Below are 25466 nucleotides of genomic sequence, written 5' to 3'. Positions count from 1 at the left end.
AGCGATTGTCTCAGCGAGGTTTACATGTTCATTCGCAACAAATCCGATGTAGAAAAAACCCCGTACTTCGTCGAATGGGGCGCCGGCACCAGCCATCGGCTGCTCACCGAACGCGATGCCATGGGCTTTACCCTGTGTCACACCGTGGTCCGCGCCGGCACCGAATCGCTGTTGCACTATCGCAATCATCTGGAGGCGTGTTATTGCATTGCCGGGGAAGGCGAAGTCGAAGATATGCAGGGAAATGTCTACCCGATTCGGCCCGGCGATGTGTATGTGCTTGACCAGCACGATCGCCATTATCTGCGCGGGGGCAAGGAAAAGGATCTGATTCTGGTCAGCGTGTTCAACCCGCCCCTGCGTGGCGACGAGCGACATAACCTCAACGACAGCTCGGGCTCGGCTTACTGATGTTGCGGCAGCCCCGCCAGGGCGCCCACCCACAGGAGTGTCATCATGCGTAAGGATTACCTGGCTTTCTTCATCTCGCTGTTCCTGTCGCGGCTGGCGGATCAGATCCTGTTGTTCATCGTGCCGCTGGTGGTGTTCCAGACCACCAACAGCGCGTCCTGGGCGGGGCTCGCATTTTTCGTCGAGTCGCTGCCGCGTTTTCTCGCGTTTCCACTATGTGGGGCCCTGTGCGACAAGTTCTCGCCCATCAGGATTCTGCACATCAGTCAGGTCTACCGGGCGCTGCTCTGCGTGTTGGCGGTTGGGCTTTATGCCGTCTTCGGCGGTATCGCGTGGCTTGTGGTGCTGTCTGCGCTGTGCGGCGTGCTGACTACTCAGGGCATCATGGCCCGCGAAGTGCTGATGCCGCATATTTTCCAGCACTACAGCTACACCAAAACCCTTTCCTACTCGCAGATAGCCGACCAGACCGGACTGGTTCTGGGACCCTTGGTGGCGGCATTGCTGCTGGAGGTTTCGGCCTGGCACTGGGTGGTGCTGTGGGTGGCCGGGCTGTTCCTGCTGGCCGACCTGAGCATGCTGGTGTGGCAACGTTTCAGTCGTATCACCCTCGAGGTGTTTGAGCAGCATCAGGACATCTGGCTGCAGCCTCTGCGCATCGCGTTCAGGCATATCCGCGAACTGGCGGAGCTGAAAAAGATCATCACCCTGGCGATCGGGGTCAACCTGATTGTCGGGGTCACCCTGGCCACTTCGGCGGCCATGGTGCTCGGTCAATACAGCGCCGGCAAGGACGACTACGCCGTGCTGCAAGCGGCTGGCGCGGTGACCACCATCGTGATTCTGTTTTTCCTCGCCCGGGTGGTATTGCCGTTGCGCGTATTGGGTGGCGTTGCCTGTTCGATGCTCGCCGCCGGCGCCTTCATCAGCGCCCTGAGCCCGAACCTGGCGGGTTATGTGCTGGGTTTCCTGTTGATCGTCGGCTTCGACAAGATGTTCAACGTTTACATGCGCAGCATTCGCCAGCGAGTCATTCCCCCTCAGGACTTCGGCAAGACCGTGGGCGTGATCACCCTGCTCAACAACTTGTCACAACCGCTCGCGGGACTGCTTGTTGCGCTGCTCGCCGCGCCTTTGGGGGCACAACGTGTGATCCTGATCCTGGCTGTGCTGGCGACGCTGCTGGGCGTTGCGGCTCTCTGGTGGTTTGCCAGAGTACGTAATACATCCGCCGCTTCGATCCTCGAAACCGAGCAGTAACCGATTTCAATGTCGTAGAGCGATGTCCGAAAACAAAAAAAACGCAGCCTGCGAAGGACTGCGGTTTTTTCGTTTCAGATTTCCGTTTTCAGATCAGGCGACGATATCGGTCGCCACGGCCTGCCCCACCACACCCACGGCGAAGTCCACCGAACCCTGGCCTGTCAGGTCGATCATCAGGCTGGTCTGGTTGGTCTGTTCGAAGTAAGTGAGGATCGCATCGCCCGCGTGGCCGGTGAAGCCGCTGACGAAGTTCAGCGTGGCTACGCCGGTGGCGAACCCGGCGATGCCCGACAGGTCGATCTTGTCCAGGCCGCTGGTGAAATCCATGATCCAGTCCGGCGCGGTCATGGTCGAATCGCTGGCCGCGCCGAACACGAAGGTGTCCGCGCCTTCACCACCCCACAGCGAATCACCGCCGCCACCGCCGTAAATGATGTCGTTGCCGGCACCGCCGATCAGTTCGTTGGCCGCGCTGTTGCCGATCAGCAAATCATTGCCCGAACCGCCAATGGCGTTTTCCACGGTCACGCCATAGGCGATGGACACGTTGCCCACCAGACCGCCGACGTCAGAGAACGAACCTTCATTGAGGTTGATCTTCTGGTTCTGGCTGAAGCCGGAGAAATCCAGGGTGTCGTTACCACCGCCATCCCACACCGAGAACACCACTTTCGAGGTGTTTGACGTGGCGCTGTAGAAGTCGCGATCGGCGTTGGAATTGAAGCCGTACACAGTGTTGTCGGCACGGGTTTCGAGGTTGGCACCGTAGAGTTTCTGCACCGCGACGATGTCGTCCATCAACGGTGCCGAAGCGTAGGCGCCGCTGCCGTCCTTGCTGAAGTTCTGGTCGGTGTTGGCCTCGCTCCAGTAGCTCATCAGGCTGTAGCCACGGGTGTCTTCGGCGTATTTGGCGTCACCGTAGGTCGGGTTGCCGTTGCCGGCGTTGTAGGCGCCCGGGTGCGACAGGCCGAGGGTGTGGCCGATTTCGTGGGTCAGGGTCTGACGCCCGTAGTTGTTGGTGTCCGGGGTCTTGTTGACCTGATATTGATCGTTGATCAGATACCACGATTGACCGTCGTAGCTGCTGCCCTGCGGCAGGTAGGCGAACGCTGCGCCGCCGGTGCTGACATCGTAGTTGCCGAAGGTCATGTGACCGTCACCGCCCTTGCCCTCGGTGAAGGTGACTTTGGCCACATCCGACCACGACTGCATCGACAGCACAGCCTGGGCTTTCTGCTGGGCACTGAACTCGCTGAAGTTGCCGAGTTTCGGGTTGTAGTTCGACGGTTTGTCGGTCAGGAAGGTGTAAGTCAGATCAATCTTGCCGTCGGCGTTCTTGTCTTGCCAGGACATGCCCTTGCGCAGGATTTCGGCAGCGGCCTGGTCGGCGGTGAACGACGGTTTGCCGTTGACGGTCCCGGTGCCACGGTCATACAGGTGGCTGAAGGTGTCGACAGCAGTGAAGGCGCTGCTGGCCTGGGAGGAAGGTTGAGACATGGTGTACGTCCTTGTTGCTGAAGAGTCAGTGTCAGACAGTAAAACGGCGATCTTCTGGCGAGATCGTCCTGTCACTCGCCCTTTTGAGGCGACTCGAACCTGACACAGTGCCGGGCGTGAACGCCATTCAATTTCTCGATAGCGTCCCCGATTGCCCCGGCGACGTCTGTCATCACCGGTAATTCCTTTATCTGTATATCCATACAGATAAAAGTTGCCCCGGCGCCCGACTCAGGCCATTCTGTGCGCCTCTTCGGGCAATGATCGACGACGGTGGTTATGCGGCTGTACCTCTGTGAAAAACCTTCCCAGGCCAAGGATATTGCGGCCGTGCTGGGCGCAAAGCGCCGAGGCGACGGCTGCTGGCTGGGAACGGACGTCACGGTGACCTGGTGCATCGGCCACCTGCTGGAAACCGCGCCGCCGGACGCCTACGACGCCAAATACAAGCGCTGGGTGCTGGCCGACCTGCCGATCATCCCGGACAAGTGGAAAATGACCGTCAAGCCGCGTACCGCCAGCCAGTACAAAGCCGTCAAGCGCCTGCTGGGCGAGGCCAGCGAACTGATCATCGCCACCGACGCCGACCGCGAAGGCGAAATGATCGCCCGGGAACTGGTGGAGCATTGTCGCTATCGCGGGCCGATCCGCCGCTTGTGGCTGTCGGCGCTGGACGAAGCCTCGATTCGCAAGGCGTTGGCGGCGCTCAAGCCGGGCGCCGAAACCTTCAGCCTGTATCACTCGGCACTGGGCCGCTCACGGGCGGACTGGCTGATCGGGATGAACATGAGTCGCCTGTTCACCCTGCTCGGCCGGCAGTCCGGTTATCAAGGCGTGCTGCCGGTAGGCCGGGTGCAGACGCCGACGTTGCGGCTGGTGGTGGATCGCGACCGCAGCATCGCCGATTTCGTGCCGGTCGCGTACTGGGCCATCGATGTGCAACTGCTGCACAACGGCACATCGTTCACCGCCCAATGGCGCGCCCCGAACGATGCCTGCGATGATCAGGACCGCTGCCTCAATCAGGCACTCGCCCAGCAAGCGGCCGCCGCAATCGGCAGCGCCGCCAGCGCCCGGGTGGTCAAGCTGCGCACCGAGCGCATGCGCGAAGTAGCGCCCCTGCCCTTCGATCTGGGCACCTTGCAGGAGGTCTGCTCGAAGAAGCTCGGCCTCGGCGCCCAGGAAACCCTCGACATCGCCCAGGCCCTCTACGAAACCTACAAAGTCATCACCTACCCGCGCAGCGATTGCGGTTACCTGCCCCTGAGCCAGCACAGCGAGGCACCGGGGATTCTCGCGGCGTTGCGTCAGGCCGATCCGGGCCTCGAAGCGTTGCGTGACCATCTGGAGCCACAGCGCCGCTCCCGCGCCTGGAACGACGCCAAGGTCAGCGCTCACCACGGCATCATCCCCACCGCTGCCGCGAAAAATCTCGAACGCCTGACCGGCAAGCACCGCGCGGTCTACACGCTGATCCGCGCGCGGTATCTGGCGCAGTTTCTGCCCAATCATGAATACGACCGCACCCAGGCCGATTTCGATTGCGCCGGGGAGGCCTTGCGCGCCGTCGGCAAGCAAATCATCGGACCGGGCTGGAAACGCGCATTGCCCGAAGCGCTGGCCCCGGCCAAGGGCCGTGAAGCCCCCACGCCACAAACGCTACCGACACTGACCCAAGGTGCCGAATGCGCCGTGGCGGACGTGAAGCTCAAGGACCTTTGGACGCAACCGCCCAAACCCTACACCGAAGGCGACCTGATCAAGGCGATGAAGAACGTCGCCAAACTGGTGGAAGATCCGCTGCTCAAGCAGAAACTCAAGGACACCACCGGCATCGGCACCGAAGCCACCCGCGCCTCGATCATTCAAGGCCTGCTGGATCGCGGTTATCTGGTGAAGAACGGCAAGGCATTGTCCGCCACGCCCGCCGCGTTCAGCCTGATCGACGCCGTGCCGCGCGCGATTGCCGACCCCGGCACCACGGCAATCTGGGAACAGGCGCTGGACATGGTGCAGAGTGGCGAGATGAGTCTGGAAGAGTTCGTCACCAAACAGGCGGCGTGGATGAGCAAGCAAGTGACCCGTTGTGCCGGGTTGAGCCTGACCATCAGCGGCCCGCCGCCTGCCGGCAAGGCCGCAGCACCGTGGAAGAACAAGCGCAAGACCACCCGGCGAAAAACCACGGGTACCGGCAAACGTACGGCAAAACCGGCTGCCAGATAGCTCGTTGCGCGCTACTGTTTCTGCAGTGATTGTCAGGAGCCTGCGGCATGTCTGTCATCGAACTGCGCGTCGCCCGGCGCGACGAACTGGAAACCCTCGAAAACCTGATGCAGTTCTACACCTATGACTTCAGCGAGTGGGTGCCGTTGAAGTTGGGCGGGCATGGTTTTTTCCCGATCCAGTTGAAAGACGATTACTGGCGTCAACCGGCGACCCGGCCATTCCTGATCCACGTCGACGATGAGCTGGCGGGGTTCGTGACCGTGGACGACCACCTCCTCATCGAAGGCGCCGACTACAACATCGGCTACTTCTTCGTCAGCCGACGCTGGCGTGGCCAAGGTGTCGCGCAGTTTGTCGCCTCTGCCCTCTTGAGCCACCTGCCCGGTCGATGGCAGATTTTCCATGTCGACGCCAACCTGCCTGCGCAGCGGTTCTGGGCCCGGCTCATCCCCGAGCTGAGCGGCGGCGACTTTACCCGCCAGACCAAAACCGTGGATGGCTACCCCTGCACCTTCTACGGCCTGCGAAGCCTTTCTCCCGCTGCCTGAAGCCCTCCTTTTTTCATTCCAGAATGACTTTGTCCGACAATATGTAGTTACTGAAAATAATCACTACAAAACCGTTGACGGCGTCGTTTGGCTTTTGCATGATGCAGACGTCTCCCTGATCGGGAGCACTGGCAACACGCTTGAGCAAGCTCGTCTGACCGCCGAGCTGTTTTTTCCGGATACACGCTGCCCACAAGGCAGATTGAAGAAGCTGACCTGGCCTGAACGTCCAGTACAAGGACGAGAAGCGCTGGCGAAAATTCTCAAGACGCTTGTGGTCGACCCTGAAAACGTCGTCAAGGAGCCTCCCGGTTTTCGCTGCTTCTCCTCGTTGTGACGCTATTGCGTAGCAGTTATTCAACACGACTACATGCAACAGACGCATGACCCCGTACTTCACACGGGCGACCGCTGACGTCCTGGTTTCGGTGCCAGGGATCAACTAACCGATGGGCTACCTGTATTAGCGAATCAACTTTGAAAGATCACCAGACTGGTCAAGGGGCAATATCATGAATCTGAACAATCAACCTACTATCGAAGAACTGGCTCGTATGTTCGCTGCACAAAAAGACAGCCATGACAGCCATATTCTGTGGATCAGCAAGTCGGGTCAGGTGCATATCGACTGCCTGTCGCCCCATGCTGGTGAAGAAGAGTTCGACCGGAACAACCAGAACCTGCTGGCCCGCCTGAAGATGTACCGCCGCGGCCACGGCTACGTCGGCAAGAAAGCCGCGGCCGACAAGGACTTCATCGGTAATGTTCTGCAAACGCTGAAACAGGCGTGGGACTCGATGCAGAACAAGAACGAAGTTCGGGTGATTGATCGGTTCTGCTAAGTTGAATTTTCAATAAACAAAAGGGCCTGCTTCCGATAAGGAGCAGGCCCTTTTTTATTGATCGCAAACCCTGTTCATGAACGGGTTTCCAGCACCATCTCCATGAACGCCACAGATGCCGCACTGTGATAGTTGTTCTGGCGCCGCAACAACGCCGCCCCTCGCTGCGGCGCCTCACTCTCCACACGTAACCGGCGCAACGCTCGATCCTCGGTCGCAATCGCCTCCGGCAACATGGTCGCAATCGGCGCATGCCGGATCACCTCCAGCAACGTGCTCACCGAATTCACTTCGATCTGCACCGTGGGCGCAATCCCATGCTGACGGAAATACTCGTCAATCGACAACCGCGTGATGAAGTCCGGTGCCAGCAAGGCGAAATCCAGTTGCGCAATGTCATCCGGCGTCAGCACTCCAGCGCTGTCATACAACGGATGCCCACGCCCGACCATCACTCCCAGCGTCTCGACAAACGCCGGAATGCATTCAATGTCCGGGTTGCGCACCGGGGTGAAGGCAATCGCGATGTCCAGCGAGTCATCCGCCAGCCCGGCCTCGATGTCGTCCATCGACAGCTCGAAAATCTCCAGGTGAATCCCCGGATAACGCGCCACGTAGTCTCGCACCAATGGCCCGACCAGATATGCCATGAAGGTCGGGGTCATGGCCAGGCGCAACGAGCCTCGGGACAGATCCTTCACGTCATGCAACGCGCGTTTGCCCGCCTCCAGCTCCACCAGCACCCGCCGCGCACATTCTATGTAGGCCTGACCGGCGTCGGTGGGTTTGACCGAACGCGAGGTGCGATCAAACAAATCCACACCGAGGCTTTCTTCCAACTGGCGGATCTGTTGCGACAAGGTCGGCTGCGACACATGCAGCGCCTCGGCCGCCCGGGTGAAGCCACCGTGATCGGCCACGGCCAGCAGGTATCGCAAATGTCGCAACAGCATGGGACGCTCCATCTATAGGCAGTGCTTATGCCTTGCATTGTATATCGGTCTTGGACGCTATGGATCAATCGGCAGAAGATGAATCCCACACAGCAAGCCAACCCCGAAAGGAGAAGCACCATGCAATCCCAAGCCTACAACGACAGCCGCATCGCCCTGACCACCCGCGCCCTGGATGCCAAGGCTCAGAAAAACCTGTCGTGGCAGGATCTGGCGGACGGCACCGGCCTGAGCCTGGCCTACGTCACCGCCGCCCTCCTCGGCCAGCATCCACTGCCGAAAGCCGCTGCCGAAGTGGTCGGCGACAAGCTTGAGCTGAGCGCCGAAGACGTCGCCGCCCTGCAAATCATCCCGCTGCGCGGCAGCCTCGACGGTGTGCCGACCGACCCGACCATCTACCGCTTCCACGAGATGATCCAGATCTACGGCACCACCCTGAAAGCCCTGGTTCACGAGCAATTCGGTGACGGCATCATCAGCGCGATCAATTTCAAGCTCGACATCAAGAAAGTCGAAGATCCTGAAGGCGGTTCCCGCGCCGTGGTCACCCTCGACGGCAAGTTCCTCCCGCTGCGTCCGTTCTGATCCCTCCGGGCCCGCACCTCGCGTGCGGGCTCATCCAAACCTGATTCGCCAAGTCGTCACCCCACCTGCCTGGAGGCTGCCCCATGCAAAAAATTCTGTTGACCCTGGCCCTGCTCGCCGGCCTTGCCGCCCAGGCTCAGGCTGATGAAGAGGCCGTCGCCTATCACTACGGCATGTCTCTGGATATCGCTGAAGTCGTGAGCATCACCCCGGTCGCCGACGTCTGCGGTGTAGTGCCGGTCGAGATGACTTACCTCGACAGTCAAGGCGCAAAACACATTCTTCAATACAGCGAGTTCGGCACCGGCTGCTCGAACTGAGAGGACTGCCCCATGAAAAACCTGATCGAAGGCTTTCTGAAGTTCCAGAACGAAGCGTTCCCGCAACGCACTGAACTGTTCAAACACCTGGCGACTACCCAAACCCCGGGCACCTTGTTCATCACTTGCTCCGACAGCCGTGTAGTGCCCGAGCTGCTGACGCAACAAGAACCCGGCGAGCTGTTCGTGATCCGCAACGCCGGCAATATCGTGCCGTCCTACAGCCCGCATCCGGGCGGGGTTTCGGCGACGGTGGAATACGCGGTAGCCGTGCTCGGCGTCACCGACATAGTGATCTGCGGTCACTCCGATTGCGGCGCCATGACCGCCATCGCCCAGTGCAAATGCATGGATCACCTGCCCGCCGTCAGCGGTTGGTTGCAACATGCCGAGTCGGCGAAAGTGGTCAACGAATCACGGCCACACGCCAATGACGCGGCCAAGCTGAGTTCGATGGTGCGCGAGAACGTGATCGCCCAACTGGCGAACATCCAGACCCACCCGAGTATGCGTCTGGCCCAGGAGAAAGGCTTGCTGAACCTGCACGGCTGGGTCTACGACATCGAGACCGGTTCCATCGATGCCCTCACAGCCGACCGTCGCACCTTCGTCTCGCTGGCCGAACAGCCGTCGACGTGCGCAGTGCATGGCCAGACGGTCGATGCCGCCTGAACCGAACGCCCCGCACCTGTCGGGGCGTTTGCTTTGTATCAGCGTGTAGCCAGCACCCCGCCAGACACAGTTCCATGCACCCGAACCGGGAGGCGGACACATCCCCGATACAGCGAACGCCTTGAATAAGCCCGAACGCTGCATCCCTCCTCCCGACACAAGGAACACTCGATGAACAAGCTGTTTGCAGGACTGGCCCTTACCGCCGCCATGGCCGGCGCCACCTCGGCGATGGCCGCCGAGAAACCCACCGTGGTGCTGGTGCACGGTGCCTTTGCCGATTCCAGCAGTTGGAACGGTGTGGTGAAGATTCTGGAAAAGGACGGTTATCCGGTAATCGCGGCGGCCAACCCGCTGCGTACGCTCAAGGGTGATGCGCAATCGGTTGCCGACGTGCTGGCCGGCATCAAATCGCCGGTGGTGCTGGTCGGCCATTCTTATGGTGGGCCGGTGATCAGTGAAGCCGCGTACGGCAACGCCAACGTCAAGGCACTGGTGTATGTGGCAGCGCTGGCGCCCGAAGCGGGTGAAACCGTGGCCGGGCTGGCCGGAAAATTCCCCGGAAGCACCCTCGGCCCGACTCTGGCGCCGCCCGTTGCGTTGAAGGACGGCGGCAAGGATCTGTACATCCAGCAGGACAAGTTCCACGACCAGTTTGCCGCCGACGTACCGAACGCCGACGCGAAACTGATGGCCGCGACTCAGCGCCCCGTTACCGAGGCGGCGCTCAACGAAGCCGCCAGTGAGCCAGCGTGGAAGACGATTCCGTCATGGTTCGTGTATGGCGACAAGGACAAGAACATCCCGCCGCAAGCCATGGCGTTCATGGCCGAACGGGCGCACGCCAAAAAGACCCTTGTGGTCAAGGGTGCGTCCCACGTGGTGATGGTGTCGAATCCGAAAGCCGTGGCCAGCCTGATCGAATCCGCCGCCACCGCCAAGTGACAAGAAGACGCCGCGCCTGTCATTGCGACAGGCGCGGCGTTTTTGTTTTAGCGTTTTACGCCCAGATCGACCTGGGTCATGCGGCTGCGGACGGTGAACACACCGTCACCCGAGAGAATCGCGCTGCGAGCAAACAGGCGACCGCTTTCCCAGTTCGAAAGCCCCAGCTCCGGCTTGTTCAGCGCATATTGGCCATCGACCCAACGGGTGATGCCATTGCCCACGAACGGCGCGTTGACCGCGCTGTAAAAACGCTCCTGAACCGCTGCGTCTTCGCTGATCAACGATACGGTGAACTGCGGGCTGTAGCGGTTGAACAGCGCGATGGCCTGATCCAGATCGTCGACGATCATCAGGCTGGTTTCCGGGGTTTCTTCCCATTCCCACTCACGGCCCAGTTGTGCTTGCGGCAATGGTTCGGCCAAGGCTTCGGTCTGATAGCCCTCGGCACGATAAACCTCGACCGTCGCGCTCTGCCAATCGCTCGGCAGGTAACCTTCGCTGCCTTCGACGATGTGCAATTTGCAGCCCTGACCGCGCGCAGCACCGGCCTGTTGCAAGGCATCGAGGAACAACGGCACCAGTTCAGCGGCGCGATCGCGCTGGATCAGGCAGACGTTCAAAGTGTTGCAAACCTTGCGATCCAGCGAGTTGCGCACCACGGCGGCGAAGCGTTTGGCGTCGGCATCACGATCGGCAATCAGCCACGCGCCACCGGTGCCGTGCAGGCTGACAGCGGTGCCGGCCTGCTGGGCAATGCTGCCCAACTGGCTGACCGCACAGCCCGAACCACGGGCCACGGCCAGCGACAGACGCCGGTCGGCGAACATCGCCCAACCGGCGGCGTGGTTGACGCTCTCCACCAGCGACACCGCCCCCGCCGGCAGACCCGCATCGGCCAGTGCCGGGTTCAGGGCATGGGTGACGATGGCTTGTGCGGTGCCCAATGCATCGCTGCCAATGCGCAGTACGGCTGTGTTGCCGGTGCGCAATACACCAGCGGCGTCGGCGAAGACGTTCGGCCGACCTTCGAACACGAACGCAACGATGCCCAGCGGCGACACCACCTGCTCGACCTTCCAGCCGTCATGTTCGACGCTGCTGATCACCTTGCCACGGGTGGCCGGCGCGTCGCGCCAGGCACGCAGGCCGGCGATCATGTCGCGGCGCATGCGCTCGTCGGCGAGCAAACGGGTAGTCGAACGACCGCGAGCCTTGGCCCGTTCGATGTCGGCGAGGTTGGCGGTTTCGATCAGTGCCCAGGCGTCCGGGCTTTCCAGGCGTTGGGCGAACAGATCGAAGAAGCGGCTGATGGCCTCATCCGACACAGCAGACAACGCAGTAAACGCCGCCGCTGCACGCTCGATCGCCACCGACGCGGCCTGCTGATCCGCCACCGGAATCAGCAACAGCTCGCCGCTCACCTGCTCCACCAACAGGTGGTCGCCGGGTCGGAAACGCTCGGCCAGTTCGGGGCTGACCACGGTGACGCGGTTACCGGCGAAAGGGATAGGCGTGCCAGCGACGAGACGTTCGAGCGCGAGAGACATGGAGCGGATTCACCATATTGAGGGCGGCCGGAAAATGTATAGGTTGGCCTCCCTCAAAGCAACACAGGCTCAGAACACCGACCAGCCGATCCGCGAACTGAGCATTTCCAGCGCCGCCATGCCCGCCAGCGAGTTGCCCGCCGCATTGAGTTCCGGCGACCACACGCACACCGTGAATTGCCCGGGCACCACCGCGACGATGCCACCGCCGACACCGCTTTTGCCCGGCAGGCCAACGCGGTAGGCGAAGTTGCCGGCTTCGTCGTACAGACCGCTGGTGGCCATGATCGAGTTGACTTGCTGGGTCTGGCGGCGAGTCAGGATCTGTTCGCCGCTGTGCTTGCAATAGCCGTCGTTGGCCAGGAAGCAGAACGCCCGGGCCAGGTCGATGCAGCTCATGCGCAACGCGCAGTGGCTGAAGTAGCTGCGCAGCACCGCTTCGACGTCGTTGTGGAAGTTGCCGAAGGATTGCATCAGGTAGGCCATCGCCGCGTTGCGTGCGCGGTGCTGGTATTCGGAATCGGCGACCTTGCCATCGACCATCACCTGCGGATTGCCCGACAACCGACGCACGAAATCACGCATCGACAACGCCGGGGCGGCAAAGCGCGACTGGTTGATGTCGCAGATCACCAGTGCTCCGGCATTGATGAACGGATTGCGCGGGCGCCCGCGCTCGAACTCCAGCTGCACCAGCGAGTTGAACGGCTGGCCGGACGGCTCGTGACCCAGGCGTTCCCAGATTGCCTCGCCGGAGTGTTCGATGGCCTGCACCAGGCTGAACACCTTGGAAATACTCTGCACCGAGAACAACGTCTCGGCATCGCCGGCGCAATACATTTCGCCGTCGTTGCCATACACGGCGATGCCCAATTGGTCCGGCGGCACGGTGCCGAGGGCGGGAATGTAGTCAGCCACCTTGCCCTGCCCGATCAGGGGCCGGACAGCGTCAAGGATCTCGTTCAACAGCGCTTGCATGCCGGGTCTCGAAGTCTCGCCCCATGGGATTGCGGGGACACCGTGGCTAGACGCTGCGCCCGCCGGCCGAATCACACCGCGTTCGTGTATCGCACTGTATACGGCAAGGCTACGGACACACCATGAGCACAAATCCCCCCGCTGGCGACACATCCCCGATACAGCCCGACGCTCAAATGAACCTGTCGATCGGCAGCCCCGATCAAGCCTTTGAACTCACATTTTTATCGGAGATTCACCATGACCAAGCTCTCGAAAACTTCTTTGACGCTCGGCCTGCTGTTGGCTGGCGGCCTGGCCCTGTCCAACGCGGCTTCGGCTTCCGAGGCCTTCAGCGTCAAGCAACTGGATCACGGCTACAGCCAGGCCCAGGCCGACACCCCGGAAAAAACCTCGGAAGGCAAGTGCGGCGAAGGCAAGTGCGGTGCCGGCGAATAACCCTCTTCACGGGGCACGTCGGTGCCCCGTTTTCCCTTGATTGAACGGAGCCATCCCATGACCACTGCTCTCTCGACCGTCGTCAAAGGCCTGCACCTGAATCTTGATCGCGCAGGCCAATGGCTGGCGCCGCTGACACTGCGCCTGTTTATCGCCTGGGAGTTTTTCGAATCGGGCCTGGAGAAATTCAACGGCCAGAACTGGTTCGAAGACATTCAGGAGCGGTTCCCGTTTCCCTTCGATCGTCTGCCGGCCACGCTGAACTGGGAGCTGTCGATGTGGGCCGAGCTGATCTGCGCCCTGGCGATCCTGATCGGGCTGGGTACGCGGATCTCGGCGATTTCGCTGATCGTGGTGACGGTCGTCGCCACCGCTGCGGTGCACTGGCCGGCAGACTGGTCGTCCTTGAGCGAACTGGCCCAGGGCTACGCGATCACCAACAAAGGCTTCGGCAACTTCAAGCTGCCGGCGATCTACCTGGCCGCACTGGTGCCGCTGGTGTTCGCCGGGGCCGGCAAGTTGAGCGTGGATGCGTGGCTGGCGCAATGTTTCTGGAAACGCGCCAGCCACTGAAGATCAAGGCGCCCGGTCGAGCCCCGCCAGCAATGCGCTGTCACGGCTGTAGATGTCCGGCGCGTACACCAGCCGGCCCTGCCCGTCGACCTGCGCCGTCCAGTAAGTCATGAGGATCGGCACCGGATTGCTCAGGCGAAACTCATGGGTGGTGCCGGTGGCGAGCAAGGTGTCGGTGCGGGCCCTTTCCGCCGGGCTGAGCAGGAAGTCGCGCAGTTTCATCGGATGCTCGACCCGCACACAACCGGAACTGAACGCCCGTGGCCCCTTGTCGAACAGCGCCTTGCTCGGAGTGTCGTGCAGGTACACCGAGAACGGGTTGGGGAAACGGATGACCATTTGCCCCAGCGGGTTGCGCGGCCCGGCGTCCTGGCGCAAAAGGATATTGCCGGGGTTGTCCCAGTCGATGTCGGCAGCAGCCAGCGGCTGGCCGTTGGCGTCGAGCACTTGCAGGTTCTGACGGCTGAGAAAGGTCTGGTCCTTGCGGATTTCCGGCAGCTTGTCCTCTTTCCAGATGGTCGGCGGCACGGTCCAGGTCGGGTTCAGCGTCAAGCGAGTGACCCGGGATTTGAGCAGCGGTGTCTGGCGTTCGGCGCGACCGACCTGGGTGCGGGTCTGCCACACCGGCAGGCCGCCCTGATACAGGGTCAGTTCGGCAGCGGCAACGTTGACCAGCAGGCCGTCGGGCTCCATGTCCTGGGCCAGCCAGCGGAAACGCTCAAGGTTGACCCGCAGCTGTTCGCGGCGAGTCAGTGGGCTGATGTTCATTTCGGCAATCGTTCCCGGCCCGACCACGCCGTCGGCCTGCAACGAATGGCTGGCCTGGAAGCTTTTCACGGCCTCCACCAAAACACCGTGATAAGCGTTGTCCGGCGTGCCGACCACATGGCTCAAATAACCTTCGCTGTACAGCCGCCTGGCAAGTTCCGGCACGCGTTTGTCTTCCATGTCCGGGCGCAGCAGCGGCCCGTTGCCCACCGATTGCCAGTGCGGCAAGGCCTGCAGGCGTTGCGCGGCATAGAGGTGGCGCAGATTCTGGTATTGCGCCAGGCGCGGGCGGGCCAGATCGAAGGCGGCGGCAACGTCATGCATGCCCGGCACGGCGATGGCGAGCAGCTCCGCCTGTCGGTCACGGGGCGTATCGTCGGCATGCCAAAGCGGCTCGAAGTGAGACTGCAGAAGGCGACCGTAATGCAGGTCCTGCAAGGCCTGCAGGTAGTTGCGGCTGATGTCGATGTCAGCGCACAGCTCGCCATCCTGCGGGGCCGTGTCGGCGACCGGATAGCGTTTCGGATTGAGGCCATCGTCGGCCAACAGCTGCAATTGCGCGTGCAAGGCCGGCAATTGCCCGGCCGCCGCCCAGACCGGCATCCAGTCATGCTGCTGGTAGAAGGACTGCAACTGCTCCAGGGCCGGGCCGCTGAGACGGGCGGCAATCGCCGGGCAAGCCTGCGGCAAACCGATCAGCACGGCGTGCAACGGACTTTGCGGCTCCACGGGCACTTGCGCCGGGAGTGCCGGCAATGGCTCTTCGGCGCAAGCGACAAACGGCGCAGCGAGCAAACAAATGCTCAAGTAGCATGCGTACTTTTTGAACAACTGCTTTACTCCAATCCATGGCCGTCTTGATTGACGGTCAACCTTACATCAGGTGCGGTGATACAGTCAGGTCCGATTCGCGGGCCTGCCGGGGACGACTGGACGTCAGGAGCCAAAGTGCCAAACATGTAGCCAGTGAGGATTCACTTTAAATGTTGACGTTTTTGCGCCGACTTCTGCTGACTGCCACTGCCATCGGGCTGGTGACCAGTCAGGTTTTTGCCGCCGGCACCTCGCAGCCGGTTCTCTATAGCAGCCTCGCCCACGCCGCTCCGGAACTCAATCCCCAGGCGCTTAAAGGTGCCCTGAACGCCATGCAATGCGCAATCAACAACGGCGCGAAGCAGTCCCGGCACCTGGCGATCATCGATTATTCGCAACCGTCCACCGAGCGGCGCCTGTGGATCTTCGACCTGACGCAGAAAAAACTGATCCTGCGCGACCTGGTCGCCCACGGCTCAAACTCCGGGGACAACTTCGCCACCCGGTTCTCCAACCGTGAAGGCAGCTTTCAGTCCAGCCTCGGCCTGTTCCGCACCCAGGAAAGTTACGAAGGCACCCACGGTTATTCGCTGCGCATGGACGGTCTGGAGCCGGGCGTCAACGACATGGCCCGCGATCGCGCCATCGTGATCCATGCCGCCGACTACGTGAATCTGTTCTGGAGCAAACGTACGGGCCGACTGGGTCGCAGCCAGGGTTGCCCGGCGGTGCGGCCGCAGGTCGCCAGACGGGTGATCGACAGCCTGAAGGACGGGCAGTACATGTTTTCCTGGTATCCGGACCAGCATTGGCTGAAGTCCTCGCCGTACCTCAACTGCCAGCCACAGCAGATTGCGAGCATTCTCAGCACTCACGGCAGCTGAAAGTCTGCGCTGTAAAAATCATCCCCTGTTCCCACAGGGGATTTTTGTTTTCAGGGTTTCATTACAACTTTGTCATTGAGTTGTCGGTTTGCCGAGCGGATCGCTCGGTAGCCTGAAGTTGTTCCGGCACACCTGCCGATCCACTTCACCGACCCGAGTGACTCATCATGAAAACCCTGATTCTGGCCTTCACCGCCCTCCTCGCCGCCGGCTCCGTGTTCGCCGCCGAAATGCCCGAGCGCACGGTCATTCACGACACCAACGGCTTTTACGTGCATCTGGATGTCGACAAAGTCCTTTCCAGCACCGATATTTCCCAGGCCTGCGGCATCATCCCCGCTCGGCTCAATTACCTCGACCACCAGGGCCGCGAACATGTGCTGGACTATCAAGTGCAAGGCAGCGGCTGCACGAATGATCATTGAGGCACGTTCATGAACATCCTTGTCGTCGAAGATGAACCCAAGGCCGGCAACTACCTGCTCAACGGCTTGCAGGAACTGGGCTACAGCGTGAGCCTGGCCCGGGACGGCGCCGACGGTCTGCACCTGGCACTGGAATTCGATTTCGACGTGATCGTGCTGGACGTGATGATGCCGAAAATGGATGGCTGGGAAGTCCTGCGCCGGCTGCGCAAGGAAGCCCACACGCCGGTGCTGTTCCTCACCGCCCGGGACGACATCGCCGACCGGGTCAAGGGCCTGGAGCTGGGCGCCGACGATTACCTGATCAAACCGTTTTCCTTCGCCGAACTGGTGGCGCGCCTGCGCACCCTGACCCGGCGCGGGCCGATTCACGAAGAAGAGCAATTGCAGGTGGCCGATCTGCAGATCGATGTGCTCAAGCGCCGGGTCACCCGCGCCGGCAGCCGGATCACCCTGACCAACAAGGAGTTCGCCCTGCTGCAACTGTTCGCCACCCACGAAGGGCAAGTGCTGTCGCGCTCGCTGATCGCCTCGCGGGTGTGGGACATGAATTTCGACAGCGACACCAATGTGGTCGATGTCGCCGTGCGCCGCCTGCGGGCGAAGATCGATGATCCGTTCCCGCTCAAGCTGATCCACAGCGTGCGCGGCATCGGCTACCGCTTCGATACCCAGCCATGAAAATCGCCGGCACGTATTCCCTGACGCTGCGCCTGGCGCTGGTGTTCGCGGTGCTCGCCTTCGCGTCCCTGGCGGGCCTGGGCGCGGCGCTTTACAACCAGCTGGAAGAACAACTGACCCGCCGCGACGACATCCAGTTGGTCAGCCGCATCGATCAGTTGCGCACCATCCTCAACGACAGCAATACCCTTGAACTGATCCAGAACAAACCGGCGCTGTTCCAGAACATGCTCGGCAACCGCGAAGCGCTGTTGACCATCGGCGCGCCGGGGCAACCGCCCTTGTTCGTGGTCAATCCCAGCAACCTGACATTGCCGACCGTGCCCGCCGTGCCGATCAACCATGTGATGGCCCTCAACGATGTGCAGCACCTGCCGAGTATCAACGGCGTTCCGTTCTCGGCGGTGGCGGCCAATATCGACTCCGGCGATCAGGGCAATCTGCAAGTGCTGATCGGCAAGGTGATGAGCGAGCGCACGGCGATGCTCGCCAGCTATCGACTCAGCGTGTATGGCCTGGCGTCACTGGCGGCGATTGTGCTGGCGCTGGTTGGCTGTCTGCTGGTGTATCGCGGCCTGCTGCCGCTGCGGCGGATTGCCCGGCATGCCCACGGGATCGGCATCGCCAACCTCGGTGAACGCCTCGACCGCCACGGCACGCCCCGGGAATTGCAGCCGATGATCGAAGCCTTCAATGCGATGCTGGACCGGCTCGACCGAGGTGTTGCGCAACTGAGCCAGGTCTCCACTGACATGGCCCACGAGCTGCGCACGCCGATCAACAACCTGCTCGGCGAAACCCAGGTCGCCCTGCAACAGCACCGCAGTGTCGACGCCTACCAGCAGTTGCTCGCCTCCAACGTCGAAGAACTCGAACGGCTGGCGCGGATGCTCGACAACATGCTGTTTCTCGCCCGCACTGACCCAACCAGCGCGCTGAGCCAGCGGCAGGAGCTGGACGCCTGCGATGAGATGCAACGCATTGCCGATTACTTCGAAGGGCTGGCGGCGGACGTCGGCGTCACCATCGAGGCCAGTGGCAGCGGCGTGATCTGGGCCGAGCCGATGCTGCTGCGCCGGGCGCTGGCCAATCTGTGCGCCAACGCGATCAAGTACGGCGCGGCGGATTCGACGTTGCAGGTCGAAGCCATCGCCGAAGCGGATGGCAGCTACCTGCGAGTGCGCAATCACGGGGCGACGATTCCCCCCGAGCATCTGTCGCGACTGTTCGAGCGGTTCTACCGCGTCGATCCGTCTCGCGAACGCTCGGCCCAATCCAACGGTCTGGGCCTGTCGATCGTCGCGACCATCATGCAGTTGCATCAGGGCCGCTACAGCGTCACCAGCGTGGACGGCGTCACCTGCTTTGAGCTGTTCTTTCCGGCGCGGCAGACGCAAGACGGACGTGTGTGAAGGCGCCGAGCGCAAGGGCCGCGAACATCAGCGCCGTGGCAACGCCGAAGGTCATGTGCAAGCCGCCCGCGATGACCGCGGCCGGCGCCTGAGTCGGATCGTCCGTGGCCAGGGCAAACACCGCGCCCATCGCCGCCGCCCCGGTGATCAAGCCCAGATTGCGCGACAACCCGAGCATGGCCGAGACCACCCCGCGCTGATCCTGCGCGACGCCGGACATCAACCCGGTGTTGTTGGCGGCCTGGAACAGCGCATAACTCAAGGCCACCACCGTGATCGGCAGCACATACGCAAGCACTCCGAGACTCATCGGCAACAGCGCCAACAAACCGCAACCGCAGCCCAGGCCGAGCAAAGCGCCGGGCACCACCCGCCGCGCGCCGAAACGATCCACCAGACGCCCGGCCGGTACGCCGCTGAACGCCGCCAGCAACGGCCCGACCGACAACACCAGGCCGACCTGAGTACTGCTGAGACCCAAGCCTCGGCTCAGATAAAACGGCCCGACCACCAGCGTGGTCATCATCACCGTCGTCACCAGCAAGGTCAGCGCAAGACTGCTGCTGATTCGCGTATCGGTGAACAATGACAGGTGAATCAGCGGTGCCTTGCTCCGTTTCTCGACCAGGATGAACAACCCAACGCCCAACAGGCTGAGCAACAGCAATGCCGGGGTGAATCCTTCAACCGTCATCGCCAACGCATAGGCCGCCAATGTCAGCATCAGCACGGCGGTGCCGGGATAATCGAACGCCATACCCGTGCGAGCGCTTCGATCCTTCGGCAGATAGCGATACACCAGCCAGCCATTGAGCAATCCCAACGGCACGTTGATTACAAAGATCGACTGCCAGCCGACATGCGCCATCAACAGCCCACCGAGCGACGGCCCGAGGGTGGTGCCGGTCGCCGACATCGTGGCCAGCAAGCCCATCGCACTGCCGGCCCGGGATTTGGGCACCGCATCGGCCACCAGCGCCACCGTCAGCGCGAACATGATCGCCGCGCCCAGGCCTTGCACCGCCCGCGCGCCGATCAGCCAGGCGAGGCTCGGCGCCAGTGCGCAAGCCAGGGAAGCGGCGCTGAAAATACCGATGCCGATCAACAGCAAGCGCCGCCGCCCGAAGCCGTCACCCAGCCGCCCGACGCTGACAATCAACGTGGTGACCGCCAGCAGATAGGCCAGCACGATCCACTGCACTTGTTGAAACGTCGCATCGAATGCCGCCGCCAGCGTGGGCAATCCGGCGTTGGCGATGCTGGTGTCCAGCGACGGCATCAACATCGACAGCGCCAGACTGGTCAGCGCCCAGCGGGCGGAAGGGCTCAGGGGTTCTCGGTGCATGGGAGGCTCATTGCGGCAGAGGTCATGGGACATAGCCTGAGCCTCGACAATACAAGGCGCAAGACGCATGCTTTGCACTTGATACCTGCATGGAACGCCATGTCATGAATGCACCGGATCTGAACCTGTTGATTACCCTTGACGTGTTGCTGAGCGAAGGCAGCGTCGCCCGCGCCGCCGAGCGCCTGCGTTTGAGCCCGTCAGCCATGAGCCGCGCGCTGGCCCGGCTGCGCGAAACCACCGGGGATCCGCTGCTGGTGCGCGCCGGTCGTGGGCTGGTGCCAACCCCGCGTGCGCTGGAGCTGCGCGACCGGGTCAGTTATCTGGTGCAGGAAGCCGAAGCGGTTCTGCGCCCGGCAGAAGTGCTCGATCCCGGTCAGTTGCGGCGCACCTTCACCCTGCGCAACACCGACGGGTTTGTCGAAACCTTTGCCGCCGCCCTGCTCGCCCGCATCGCCGAAGAGGCGCCCGGCGTGCGCCTGCGTTTTGTGCAGAAGGCCGACAAGGACAGCACATTGCTGCGCGTAGGTCGGGTGGATCTGGAAACCGGCGTGGTCGACGACAGCACCGACCCGACGCTGCACAGCCGCATCCTGTTCCGCGATCAGTGGATTGGTGTGGTGCGTGAGGGACATCCGCTGAGCAGCGGCAAGGTCAGCGCCAAACGCTTCGCCTCGGGCCAGCATATTCTGGTGTCACGCCGTGGTCGCAGCAGCGGACCGGTGGACGAGGCGTTGCTTGCTTTCGGCCTGACGCGGGACATCGTCACCTCGTTCGGCGGGTTTTCGGCAGCGCTGACACTGGTCCGAGAGTCCGACCTGATCGCCACCGTCCCGGAACGCCACACCAGCAAACTGCGAACGGGACTGTTCAGTTTCGCCCTGCCATTGCGCATGCCGGACATCAGCGTGTCCATGCTCTGGCATCCACGCATGGACGCCGACCCGGCGCATCGCTGGTTGCGCAACTGCGTGAGGGAAGTCTGCGCTTAGCGCGCCTCTCCATCCTTGGGTTTGTAAAACAGGAATTTCCCGGTCTCGGCGGTCTTGGTGTACTCCTTGGCCCAACTCGGGTCGACGTTGTGATCGTGGAAGTACAAAGCGCCGCGGGTGCGATCGATGAGCTGACGGTTCAGGGCCTTGCCCGCGATCTCCTTGGCCAGCGCATATTCGGCGTCTTCCTTGACCTGATCGGACTTGCCGTCGCACCACCAGGAAAACTGGCAACTCTTGGTTTCCGAACCCTGTTTGACCACCTCGCACACGGTACCGGGGAATCCGTCGTGGCCGAGGCGGTTCATCACCACGCTGGCCACGGCTTCCATCTCTGCCGTGTCCTTGCCCTTGGCCTCCCAATAGATGCTGCGCGCCAGACAGGTGATCGGGTCGTCGAGCGGCGCGGTGCCGGCCGGGTCGACGGCTTGCACCTCTTTGGGGGTGATGGCTTCGGACTTCGGCGCCGGGGGCGCGTTGGGCTTGTCGGCCGCTTTCTCTTCCAGTACCTCGGCTTTTGCCTCGGCCTTTTCCTTGATCGGCGCCTGATCGGTGGCCAGCACCGCACCGCTCAGCAGGGTCAATAAAAAACAACAGATCAGCCCGTGCAATTTCATGATCGTTTCTTCCGGCAGCGCCCGATGCGGGCAAAGTGTTGCGTGGCTGAGACGCCCGGTTTCCGGGGACTTCGCAGAGTGTAGACGGCAGAATCCGGCGCAACGTTCCGCGCTGAAAACCACTCGATGAAGAAAAAAGACATTGCACGACCCCGGGGCGTTTCGCGCATCATGGGCACTCTCAGCCCAAGGGAGATTTCCATGCGCTTCATGCCATCCGTTCTGCGATTCGCCGCGTTGTCCGTGGGCCTGGCGCTGGCCGCTTCGGCCATGGCCAGCGATGAGTCGCAATTGATCGAGTCGATCAACAGCTACCGCAGCCAGCCCCAGCGTTGCGGTGCGCAGGCGTCCAGTGAATTGCCGCCACTGTCGGCCGACCCGCGCCTGCGTCTGCCCGCCAGTGGCATGGTCGATCTGCAACAGGCCATGGCCAGCGCCAGCTACCCGATGGTCAACGTGCAGGCGATCACCCTCAACGGCCCTCGCGATCCGGTTTCAGCGATGAAGGCGATTCAGGAGAGCTTCTGTCAGGTGGTGCTGGATCCGCAGTTTGTCGATATCGGCGTCAGCCGCGCCGACCGAGACTGGCGCATCACGTTGGCGCGGCCGCTGTTGTCCGCCCGCCTGGGTGACGGACAAGCCGAGGGCCAGAAACTGCTGATGCAACTCAACGCCGCCCGCAGCCAGCCACGCCAGTGCGGCGGCCAGGCCTTCTCCGCGGCTGCGCCATTGGCGTGGAATGCGGTGCTCGGCGGTGTCGCTCAGGATCACAGCCGCGAGATGGCCAACAACAACTATTTCGACCACAAGGATCGCAACGGCGGCACCCCCGGTGATCGCGCCGAACTGGCCGGTTACAGCGGCCAGCTGGTTGGCGAGAACATCGCCGCCGGGCAGGACACCGTGCAGAAGGTCGTCGATGGCTGGCTCGCGAGTCCCGGCCACTGCGCCAACCTGATGAACCCGCAGTATCGCGAACTGGGTGCTGCTTACGCAGTCGACCCGAAGAGCAGCGCCGGGATCTACTGGACGGCGATGTTTGGCGGGGAATAAACCTCAAGGTTCCTTCCCCCCAAGAGGAAAACCCAAAATGCAGGCAATAAAAAACCGGAGCCAGGCTCCGGTTTTTTTATGGTCAGTGGGTTCTCATTCCCGCCGCATACATCGCCAGTTTCAGCAGACTCGCCACCACCGCCAGTGACACCACGCTGCCGGACCAGATCAGCAGCAGCCAGCCCAGGCGTTTGTACCAGCGGCTTTTCACTTCACGCATCTCAATGGTAGCCATCGCCAATCCTCACTTTGCCGCGGAACACGTAGTAGTTCCAGAAGGTGTACATCAGGATCACCGGCAGGATGAACAGCGCGCCGATCAGGGCGAACAGCTGGCTGGTGGCCGGTGAAGCCGCCGCCCACAGGCTGACCGAGGGCGGGATGATGTTCGGCCAGATGCTCAGCGCCAGCCCGATGTAACCGAGGAACATCAGCACCAGGGTGAACACGAACGGCCAGTGGGTGTGCCGCTGACGCAACGAACGCAACAGCCCGAACAGCGACAGCGCCGCCAGCACCACCAGCCCGGCGAACACGGTCAGGTGCGCATGGTTGAACCAGCGTGTGGCCAGTTCCGGGTGCAGTTGCAACGTCCACGCGCCGATCACCACCACCATCGCCAGCAACAGCCACGCCAGCGGACGGCTGTAGTGACGCATCCGCGATTCGAGCATGCCTTCGGTCTTGACCAGCAGCCAGGTGCTGCCGAGCAACGCGTAAGCAATCACCAGACCGACGCCACAGACCAGCGGGAACGGCGCCAGCCAGTCGAGACCGCCACCGGCAAACTGCCGATCCACCACCGGAATCCCGGCCACATAAGCGCCGATCACCACGCCCTGAGAGAACGTCGCCAGCAGCGAACCACCAATGAACGCCCAGTCCCACAGATGACGTTTTTCGGCCGGTGCCTTGAAGCGAAACTCGAACGCCACCCCGCGAAAAATCAACCCCGCCAGCATGAAGATCAGCGGCAGATACAGCGCCTCCAGAATCACTCCGTACGCCAGCGGAAATGCGCCGTACAACGCCGCACCGCCGAGCACCAGCCAGGTTTCGTTGCCGTCCCAGACCGGCGCGACGGTGTTCATCATCACGTCACGTTCCTGCTCGTCGCCGATCAGCGGAAACAGGATCCCGAGGCCCAGATCGAAGCCGTCCATGATCACGTACATCATCACGCCGAAGGCAATGATCACGCCCCAGATCAACGAGAGATCGATACCTTGAATACCCATGACTCAACGCTCCTTTTCAGTGGATCCGGGTCGCGGATTCGAGGTTGTCGGTGACCGCCGAAAGTGGCCGGCGCGGGGTCTGCACCTGAGTGCCTTCGGGCGGATGTTCGTGGTGCGGCTGCGGGCCCTTGCTCACCAGTTTCATCATGTAGCCGATGCCCACGGTGAACACCGAGCAATAGATGACGACGAACAGCGCCAGCGAGGTGCTCATCTGCGCCACCGAGTGGTGGGACGCAGCGTCATGGGTACGCATCAGTCCATACACCACCCACGGCTGACGCCCGACCTCAGTGGTGATCCAGCCGGCCAGCAACGCGATCAGACCACTCGGCCCCATCAACAGCACCAGTCGCTGGAAGCCGCGATGTCGGTAGACCTTGCCGTGGCGCCGCAACGCCAGCCCCAGCACGCCGACCAGAATCATCAACATGCCCAACCCGGCCATCACGCGAAAGCTCCAGAAGATCACGGTCGAGTTCGGCCGGTCTTCTTTCGGGAAACTCTTGAGCGCCGGGATCTGTTTGTCGAGGCTGTGGGTGAGGATCAGGCTGCCGAGGTACGGAATCTCGATGGCGTACTTGGTTTTCTCCGCCTGCATGTCCGGAATGCCGAACAGCACCAGCGGGGTCGGTCCGTTGTCGGGGTTTTCCCAGTGGCCTTCGATGGCGGCGATTTTCGCCGGTTGGTGCTCCAGGGTGTTCAAGCCATGGGCGTCACCGACCACCGCCTGAATCGGTGCAACGATCAGCGCCATCCACAGCGCCATGGAAAACATCTTGCGCACCGGTTTGGTGTCATTGCCGCGCAGCAAATGCCAGGCCGCCGAAGCGCCGACGAAGAACGCCGTGGCGACGAACGCGGCAATCGCCATGTGCGCCAGGCGGAACGGGAACGACGGGTTGAACACGATGGCCAGCCAGTCGACCGGCATCACCCGGCCGTCGACGAGTTCGAAGCCTTGCGGGGTCTGCATCCAGCTGTTGGAGGCGAGAATCCAGAAGGTCGAAATCAGCGTGCCGATGGCGACCATTACCGTGGCAAAGAAGTGCAAGCCACGGCCGACGCGGTTCCAGCCGAACAGCATTACCCCGAGGAACCCGGCCTCGAGGAAGAACGCGGTCAGCACTTCATAAGTCAGCAACGGCCCGGTGACGCTGCCGGCAAAATCAGAGAATCCGCTCCAATTGGTGCCGAACTGGTACGCCATGACCAGCCCCGACACCACGCCCATGCCGAAGTTGACGGCGAAGATCTTCGACCAGAAATGGTAGAGATCGCGGTAAGTGTCGTTGCGGGTTTTCAGCCACAGGCCTTCGAGCACCGCCAGGAAACTCGCAAGACCAATGGTGATCGCCGGGAAAATGATGTGGAACGAAACCGTGAACGCGAATTGAATTCGCGCCAGGTCCAGTGCCTCCAGGTTGAACATGATGA

Annotated in this window: 28 protein-coding genes; 18 read left to right on the top strand and 10 right to left on the bottom strand. The window is 62.1% G+C overall.

The window, feature by feature from the left end:
- Nucleotides 1-24 precede the first annotated feature (24 nt).
- Entirely contained in the window at nt 25-411 is a 387-nt protein-coding gene (locus tag J5M72_RS16645; RefSeq protein ID WP_169430789.1) for an ectoine synthase, read from the top strand.
- A gap of 45 nt (nt 412-456) precedes the next feature.
- Nucleotides 457-1671: an MFS transporter gene (locus J5M72_RS16640; protein ID WP_064379501.1), complete on the top strand. Its 1215-nt coding sequence runs from the start codon at nt 457-459 to the stop codon at nt 1669-1671.
- Between the two features lie 93 nt (nt 1672-1764).
- Here J5M72_RS16640 and J5M72_RS16635 read toward each other — a convergent pair whose 3' ends face one another.
- The gene (locus J5M72_RS16635; protein WP_207866470.1) at nt 1765-3171 is read right to left on the bottom strand and encodes a serralysin family metalloprotease; all 1407 of its coding nucleotides are present in this window, start codon (nt 3169-3171) and stop codon (nt 1765-1767) included.
- A gap of 279 nt (nt 3172-3450) precedes the next feature.
- Between J5M72_RS16635 and J5M72_RS16630 the strand changes: the two genes are divergently transcribed.
- From J5M72_RS16630 to J5M72_RS16615, 4 genes are all read left to right on the top strand, one after another.
- Nucleotides 3451-5394 (top strand): DNA topoisomerase III, encoded by a 1944-nt coding sequence (locus tag J5M72_RS16630; protein ID WP_207866468.1) that lies wholly within the window; start codon nt 3451-3453, stop codon nt 5392-5394.
- A 47-nt stretch (nt 5395-5441) separates the two neighbouring features.
- Nucleotides 5442-5945 (top strand): GNAT family N-acetyltransferase, encoded by a 504-nt coding sequence (locus tag J5M72_RS16625; protein ID WP_207866466.1) that lies wholly within the window; start codon nt 5442-5444, stop codon nt 5943-5945.
- Nucleotides 5893-6282 carry a hypothetical protein gene (locus tag J5M72_RS16620; protein ID WP_207866629.1) on the top strand — a complete coding sequence of 130 codons (390 nt, stop codon included), beginning with the start codon at nt 5893-5895 and terminating at the stop codon, nt 6280-6282. The genes J5M72_RS16625 and J5M72_RS16620 overlap by 53 nt, the downstream gene beginning before the upstream one ends.
- A 175-nt stretch (nt 6283-6457) precedes the next feature.
- Nucleotides 6458-6787: a hypothetical protein gene (locus tag J5M72_RS16615; protein WP_047293552.1), complete on the top strand. Its 330-nt coding sequence runs from the start codon at nt 6458-6460 to the stop codon at nt 6785-6787.
- A gap of 74 nt (nt 6788-6861) precedes the next feature.
- On the opposite strand, the gene cynR is transcribed toward J5M72_RS16615, so the two are convergent.
- Nucleotides 6862-7740: a transcriptional regulator CynR gene (gene cynR / locus J5M72_RS16610; protein WP_207866463.1), complete on the bottom strand. Its 879-nt coding sequence runs from the start codon at nt 7738-7740 to the stop codon at nt 6862-6864.
- A 120-nt stretch (nt 7741-7860) separates the two neighbouring features.
- On the opposite strand from cynR, the gene cynS reads away from it, so the two are divergent.
- The 4 genes from cynS (at nt 7861) to J5M72_RS16590 (ending at nt 10262) form a co-directional block, all read left to right on the top strand.
- Entirely contained in the window at nt 7861-8325 is a 465-nt protein-coding gene (cynS, locus tag J5M72_RS16605; RefSeq protein ID WP_011334741.1) for a cyanase, read from the top strand.
- A gap of 83 nt (nt 8326-8408) precedes the next feature.
- Entirely contained in the window at nt 8409-8645 is a 237-nt protein-coding gene (locus J5M72_RS16600) for a DUF2790 domain-containing protein (protein ID WP_207866461.1), read from the top strand.
- Between the two features lie 12 nt (nt 8646-8657).
- A complete protein-coding gene (locus tag J5M72_RS16595; RefSeq protein ID WP_207866459.1) occupies nt 8658-9317 on the top strand; it encodes a carbonic anhydrase in 660 nt (219 codons plus the stop codon).
- 171 nt (nt 9318-9488) lie between these two features.
- Complete coding sequence (locus J5M72_RS16590; RefSeq protein WP_207866457.1) at nt 9489-10262, top strand: alpha/beta hydrolase; 774 nt, start codon at nt 9489-9491, stop codon at nt 10260-10262.
- Nucleotides 10263-10309: 47 nt separating this feature from the next.
- On the opposite strand, the gene J5M72_RS16585 is transcribed toward J5M72_RS16590, so the two are convergent.
- Together J5M72_RS16585 and glsB are read right to left on the bottom strand one after the other, a co-directional pair.
- Nucleotides 10310-11812, bottom strand: a complete 1503-nt coding sequence (locus J5M72_RS16585; protein WP_207866455.1) for an aldehyde dehydrogenase family protein — start codon at nt 11810-11812, stop codon at nt 10310-10312.
- Nucleotides 11813-11881: 69 nt separating this feature from the next.
- Complete coding sequence (gene glsB / locus J5M72_RS16580) at nt 11882-12790, bottom strand: glutaminase B (RefSeq protein WP_085711458.1); 909 nt, start codon at nt 12788-12790, stop codon at nt 11882-11884.
- A 240-nt stretch (nt 12791-13030) separates the two neighbouring features.
- Here glsB and J5M72_RS16575 point away from each other — a divergent pair, with 240 nt between their 5' ends.
- Nucleotides 13031-13228 (top strand): hypothetical protein, encoded by a 198-nt coding sequence (locus J5M72_RS16575; protein WP_207866453.1) that lies wholly within the window; start codon nt 13031-13033, stop codon nt 13226-13228.
- 57 nt (nt 13229-13285) lie between these two features.
- Complete coding sequence (locus J5M72_RS16570; RefSeq protein WP_207866451.1) at nt 13286-13801, top strand: DoxX family protein; 516 nt, start codon at nt 13286-13288, stop codon at nt 13799-13801.
- A 3-nt stretch (nt 13802-13804) separates the two neighbouring features.
- Here the strand turns inward: J5M72_RS16570 and J5M72_RS16565 are convergent, their stop codons facing one another.
- On the bottom strand, nt 13805-15400 hold the full coding sequence (locus J5M72_RS16565; protein WP_207866449.1) for a L,D-transpeptidase family protein: 1596 nt from the start codon (nt 15398-15400) through the stop codon (nt 13805-13807).
- 152 nt (nt 15401-15552) lie between these two features.
- Between J5M72_RS16565 and J5M72_RS16560 the strand changes: the two genes are divergently transcribed.
- The 4 genes from J5M72_RS16560 to J5M72_RS16545 all read left to right on the top strand — a co-directional run bounded on the left by J5M72_RS16560 (nt 15553) and on the right by J5M72_RS16545 (nt 18784).
- Nucleotides 15553-16266 carry a murein L,D-transpeptidase catalytic domain family protein gene (locus J5M72_RS16560; RefSeq protein WP_169430801.1) on the top strand — a complete coding sequence of 238 codons (714 nt, stop codon included), beginning with the start codon at nt 15553-15555 and terminating at the stop codon, nt 16264-16266.
- Between the two features lie 167 nt (nt 16267-16433).
- A complete protein-coding gene (locus tag J5M72_RS16555; protein ID WP_207866447.1) occupies nt 16434-16691 on the top strand; it encodes a DUF2790 domain-containing protein in 258 nt (85 codons plus the stop codon).
- 9 nt (nt 16692-16700) lie between these two features.
- On the top strand, nt 16701-17372 hold the full coding sequence (locus J5M72_RS16550) for a heavy metal response regulator transcription factor (RefSeq protein WP_169430803.1): 672 nt from the start codon (nt 16701-16703) through the stop codon (nt 17370-17372).
- The gene (locus J5M72_RS16545; protein WP_207866445.1) at nt 17369-18784 is read left to right on the top strand and encodes a heavy metal sensor histidine kinase; all 1416 of its coding nucleotides are present in this window, start codon (nt 17369-17371) and stop codon (nt 18782-18784) included. The genes J5M72_RS16550 and J5M72_RS16545 overlap by 4 nt, the downstream gene beginning before the upstream one ends.
- On the opposite strand, the gene J5M72_RS16540 is transcribed toward J5M72_RS16545, so the two are convergent.
- The gene (locus tag J5M72_RS16540) at nt 18729-20129 is read right to left on the bottom strand and encodes an MFS transporter (protein ID WP_207866443.1); all 1401 of its coding nucleotides are present in this window, start codon (nt 20127-20129) and stop codon (nt 18729-18731) included. The two genes, J5M72_RS16545 and J5M72_RS16540, sit on opposite strands and share 56 nt — an antisense overlap.
- Nucleotides 20130-20233: 104 nt before the next feature.
- On the opposite strand from J5M72_RS16540, the gene J5M72_RS16535 reads away from it, so the two are divergent.
- Nucleotides 20234-21121 carry a LysR family transcriptional regulator gene (locus J5M72_RS16535; RefSeq protein ID WP_207866441.1) on the top strand — a complete coding sequence of 296 codons (888 nt, stop codon included), beginning with the start codon at nt 20234-20236 and terminating at the stop codon, nt 21119-21121.
- Here J5M72_RS16535 and J5M72_RS16530 read toward each other — a convergent pair.
- A complete protein-coding gene (locus tag J5M72_RS16530) occupies nt 21118-21738 on the bottom strand; it encodes a cell wall hydrolase (protein WP_169430807.1) in 621 nt (206 codons plus the stop codon). The two genes, J5M72_RS16535 and J5M72_RS16530, sit on opposite strands and share 4 nt — an antisense overlap.
- A gap of 201 nt (nt 21739-21939) precedes the next feature.
- Between J5M72_RS16530 and J5M72_RS16525 the strand changes: the two genes are divergently transcribed.
- Nucleotides 21940-22791: a CAP domain-containing protein gene (locus J5M72_RS16525; protein WP_207866439.1), complete on the top strand. Its 852-nt coding sequence runs from the start codon at nt 21940-21942 to the stop codon at nt 22789-22791.
- 82 nt (nt 22792-22873) lie between these two features.
- Here the strand turns inward: J5M72_RS16525 and J5M72_RS16520 are convergent, their stop codons facing one another.
- The 3 genes from J5M72_RS16520 to J5M72_RS16510 are packed head-to-tail and all read right to left on the bottom strand — an operon-like array spanning nt 22874 to nt 25461.
- Nucleotides 22874-23026 carry a DUF2474 domain-containing protein gene (locus tag J5M72_RS16520; protein ID WP_074688757.1) on the bottom strand — a complete coding sequence of 51 codons (153 nt, stop codon included), beginning with the start codon at nt 23024-23026 and terminating at the stop codon, nt 22874-22876.
- Entirely contained in the window at nt 23013-24029 is a 1017-nt protein-coding gene (cydB, locus tag J5M72_RS16515; RefSeq protein WP_207866437.1) for a cytochrome d ubiquinol oxidase subunit II, read from the bottom strand. The genes J5M72_RS16520 and cydB overlap by 14 nt, the downstream gene beginning before the upstream one ends.
- A 16-nt stretch (nt 24030-24045) precedes the next feature.
- Nucleotides 24046-25461: a cytochrome ubiquinol oxidase subunit I gene (locus tag J5M72_RS16510; protein ID WP_207866435.1), complete on the bottom strand. Its 1416-nt coding sequence runs from the start codon at nt 25459-25461 to the stop codon at nt 24046-24048.
- Nucleotides 25462-25466 lie beyond the last annotated feature (5 nt).

It is taken from the genome of Pseudomonas sp. 58(2021) (genome assembly GCF_017491585.1).
GTDB classification, from domain to species: domain Bacteria; phylum Pseudomonadota; class Gammaproteobacteria; order Pseudomonadales; family Pseudomonadaceae; genus Aquipseudomonas; species Aquipseudomonas fluorescens_BT.
Note: the sequence above shows the minus strand (reverse complement) of the source record. Positions and strands in the feature narration are given on the sequence as shown.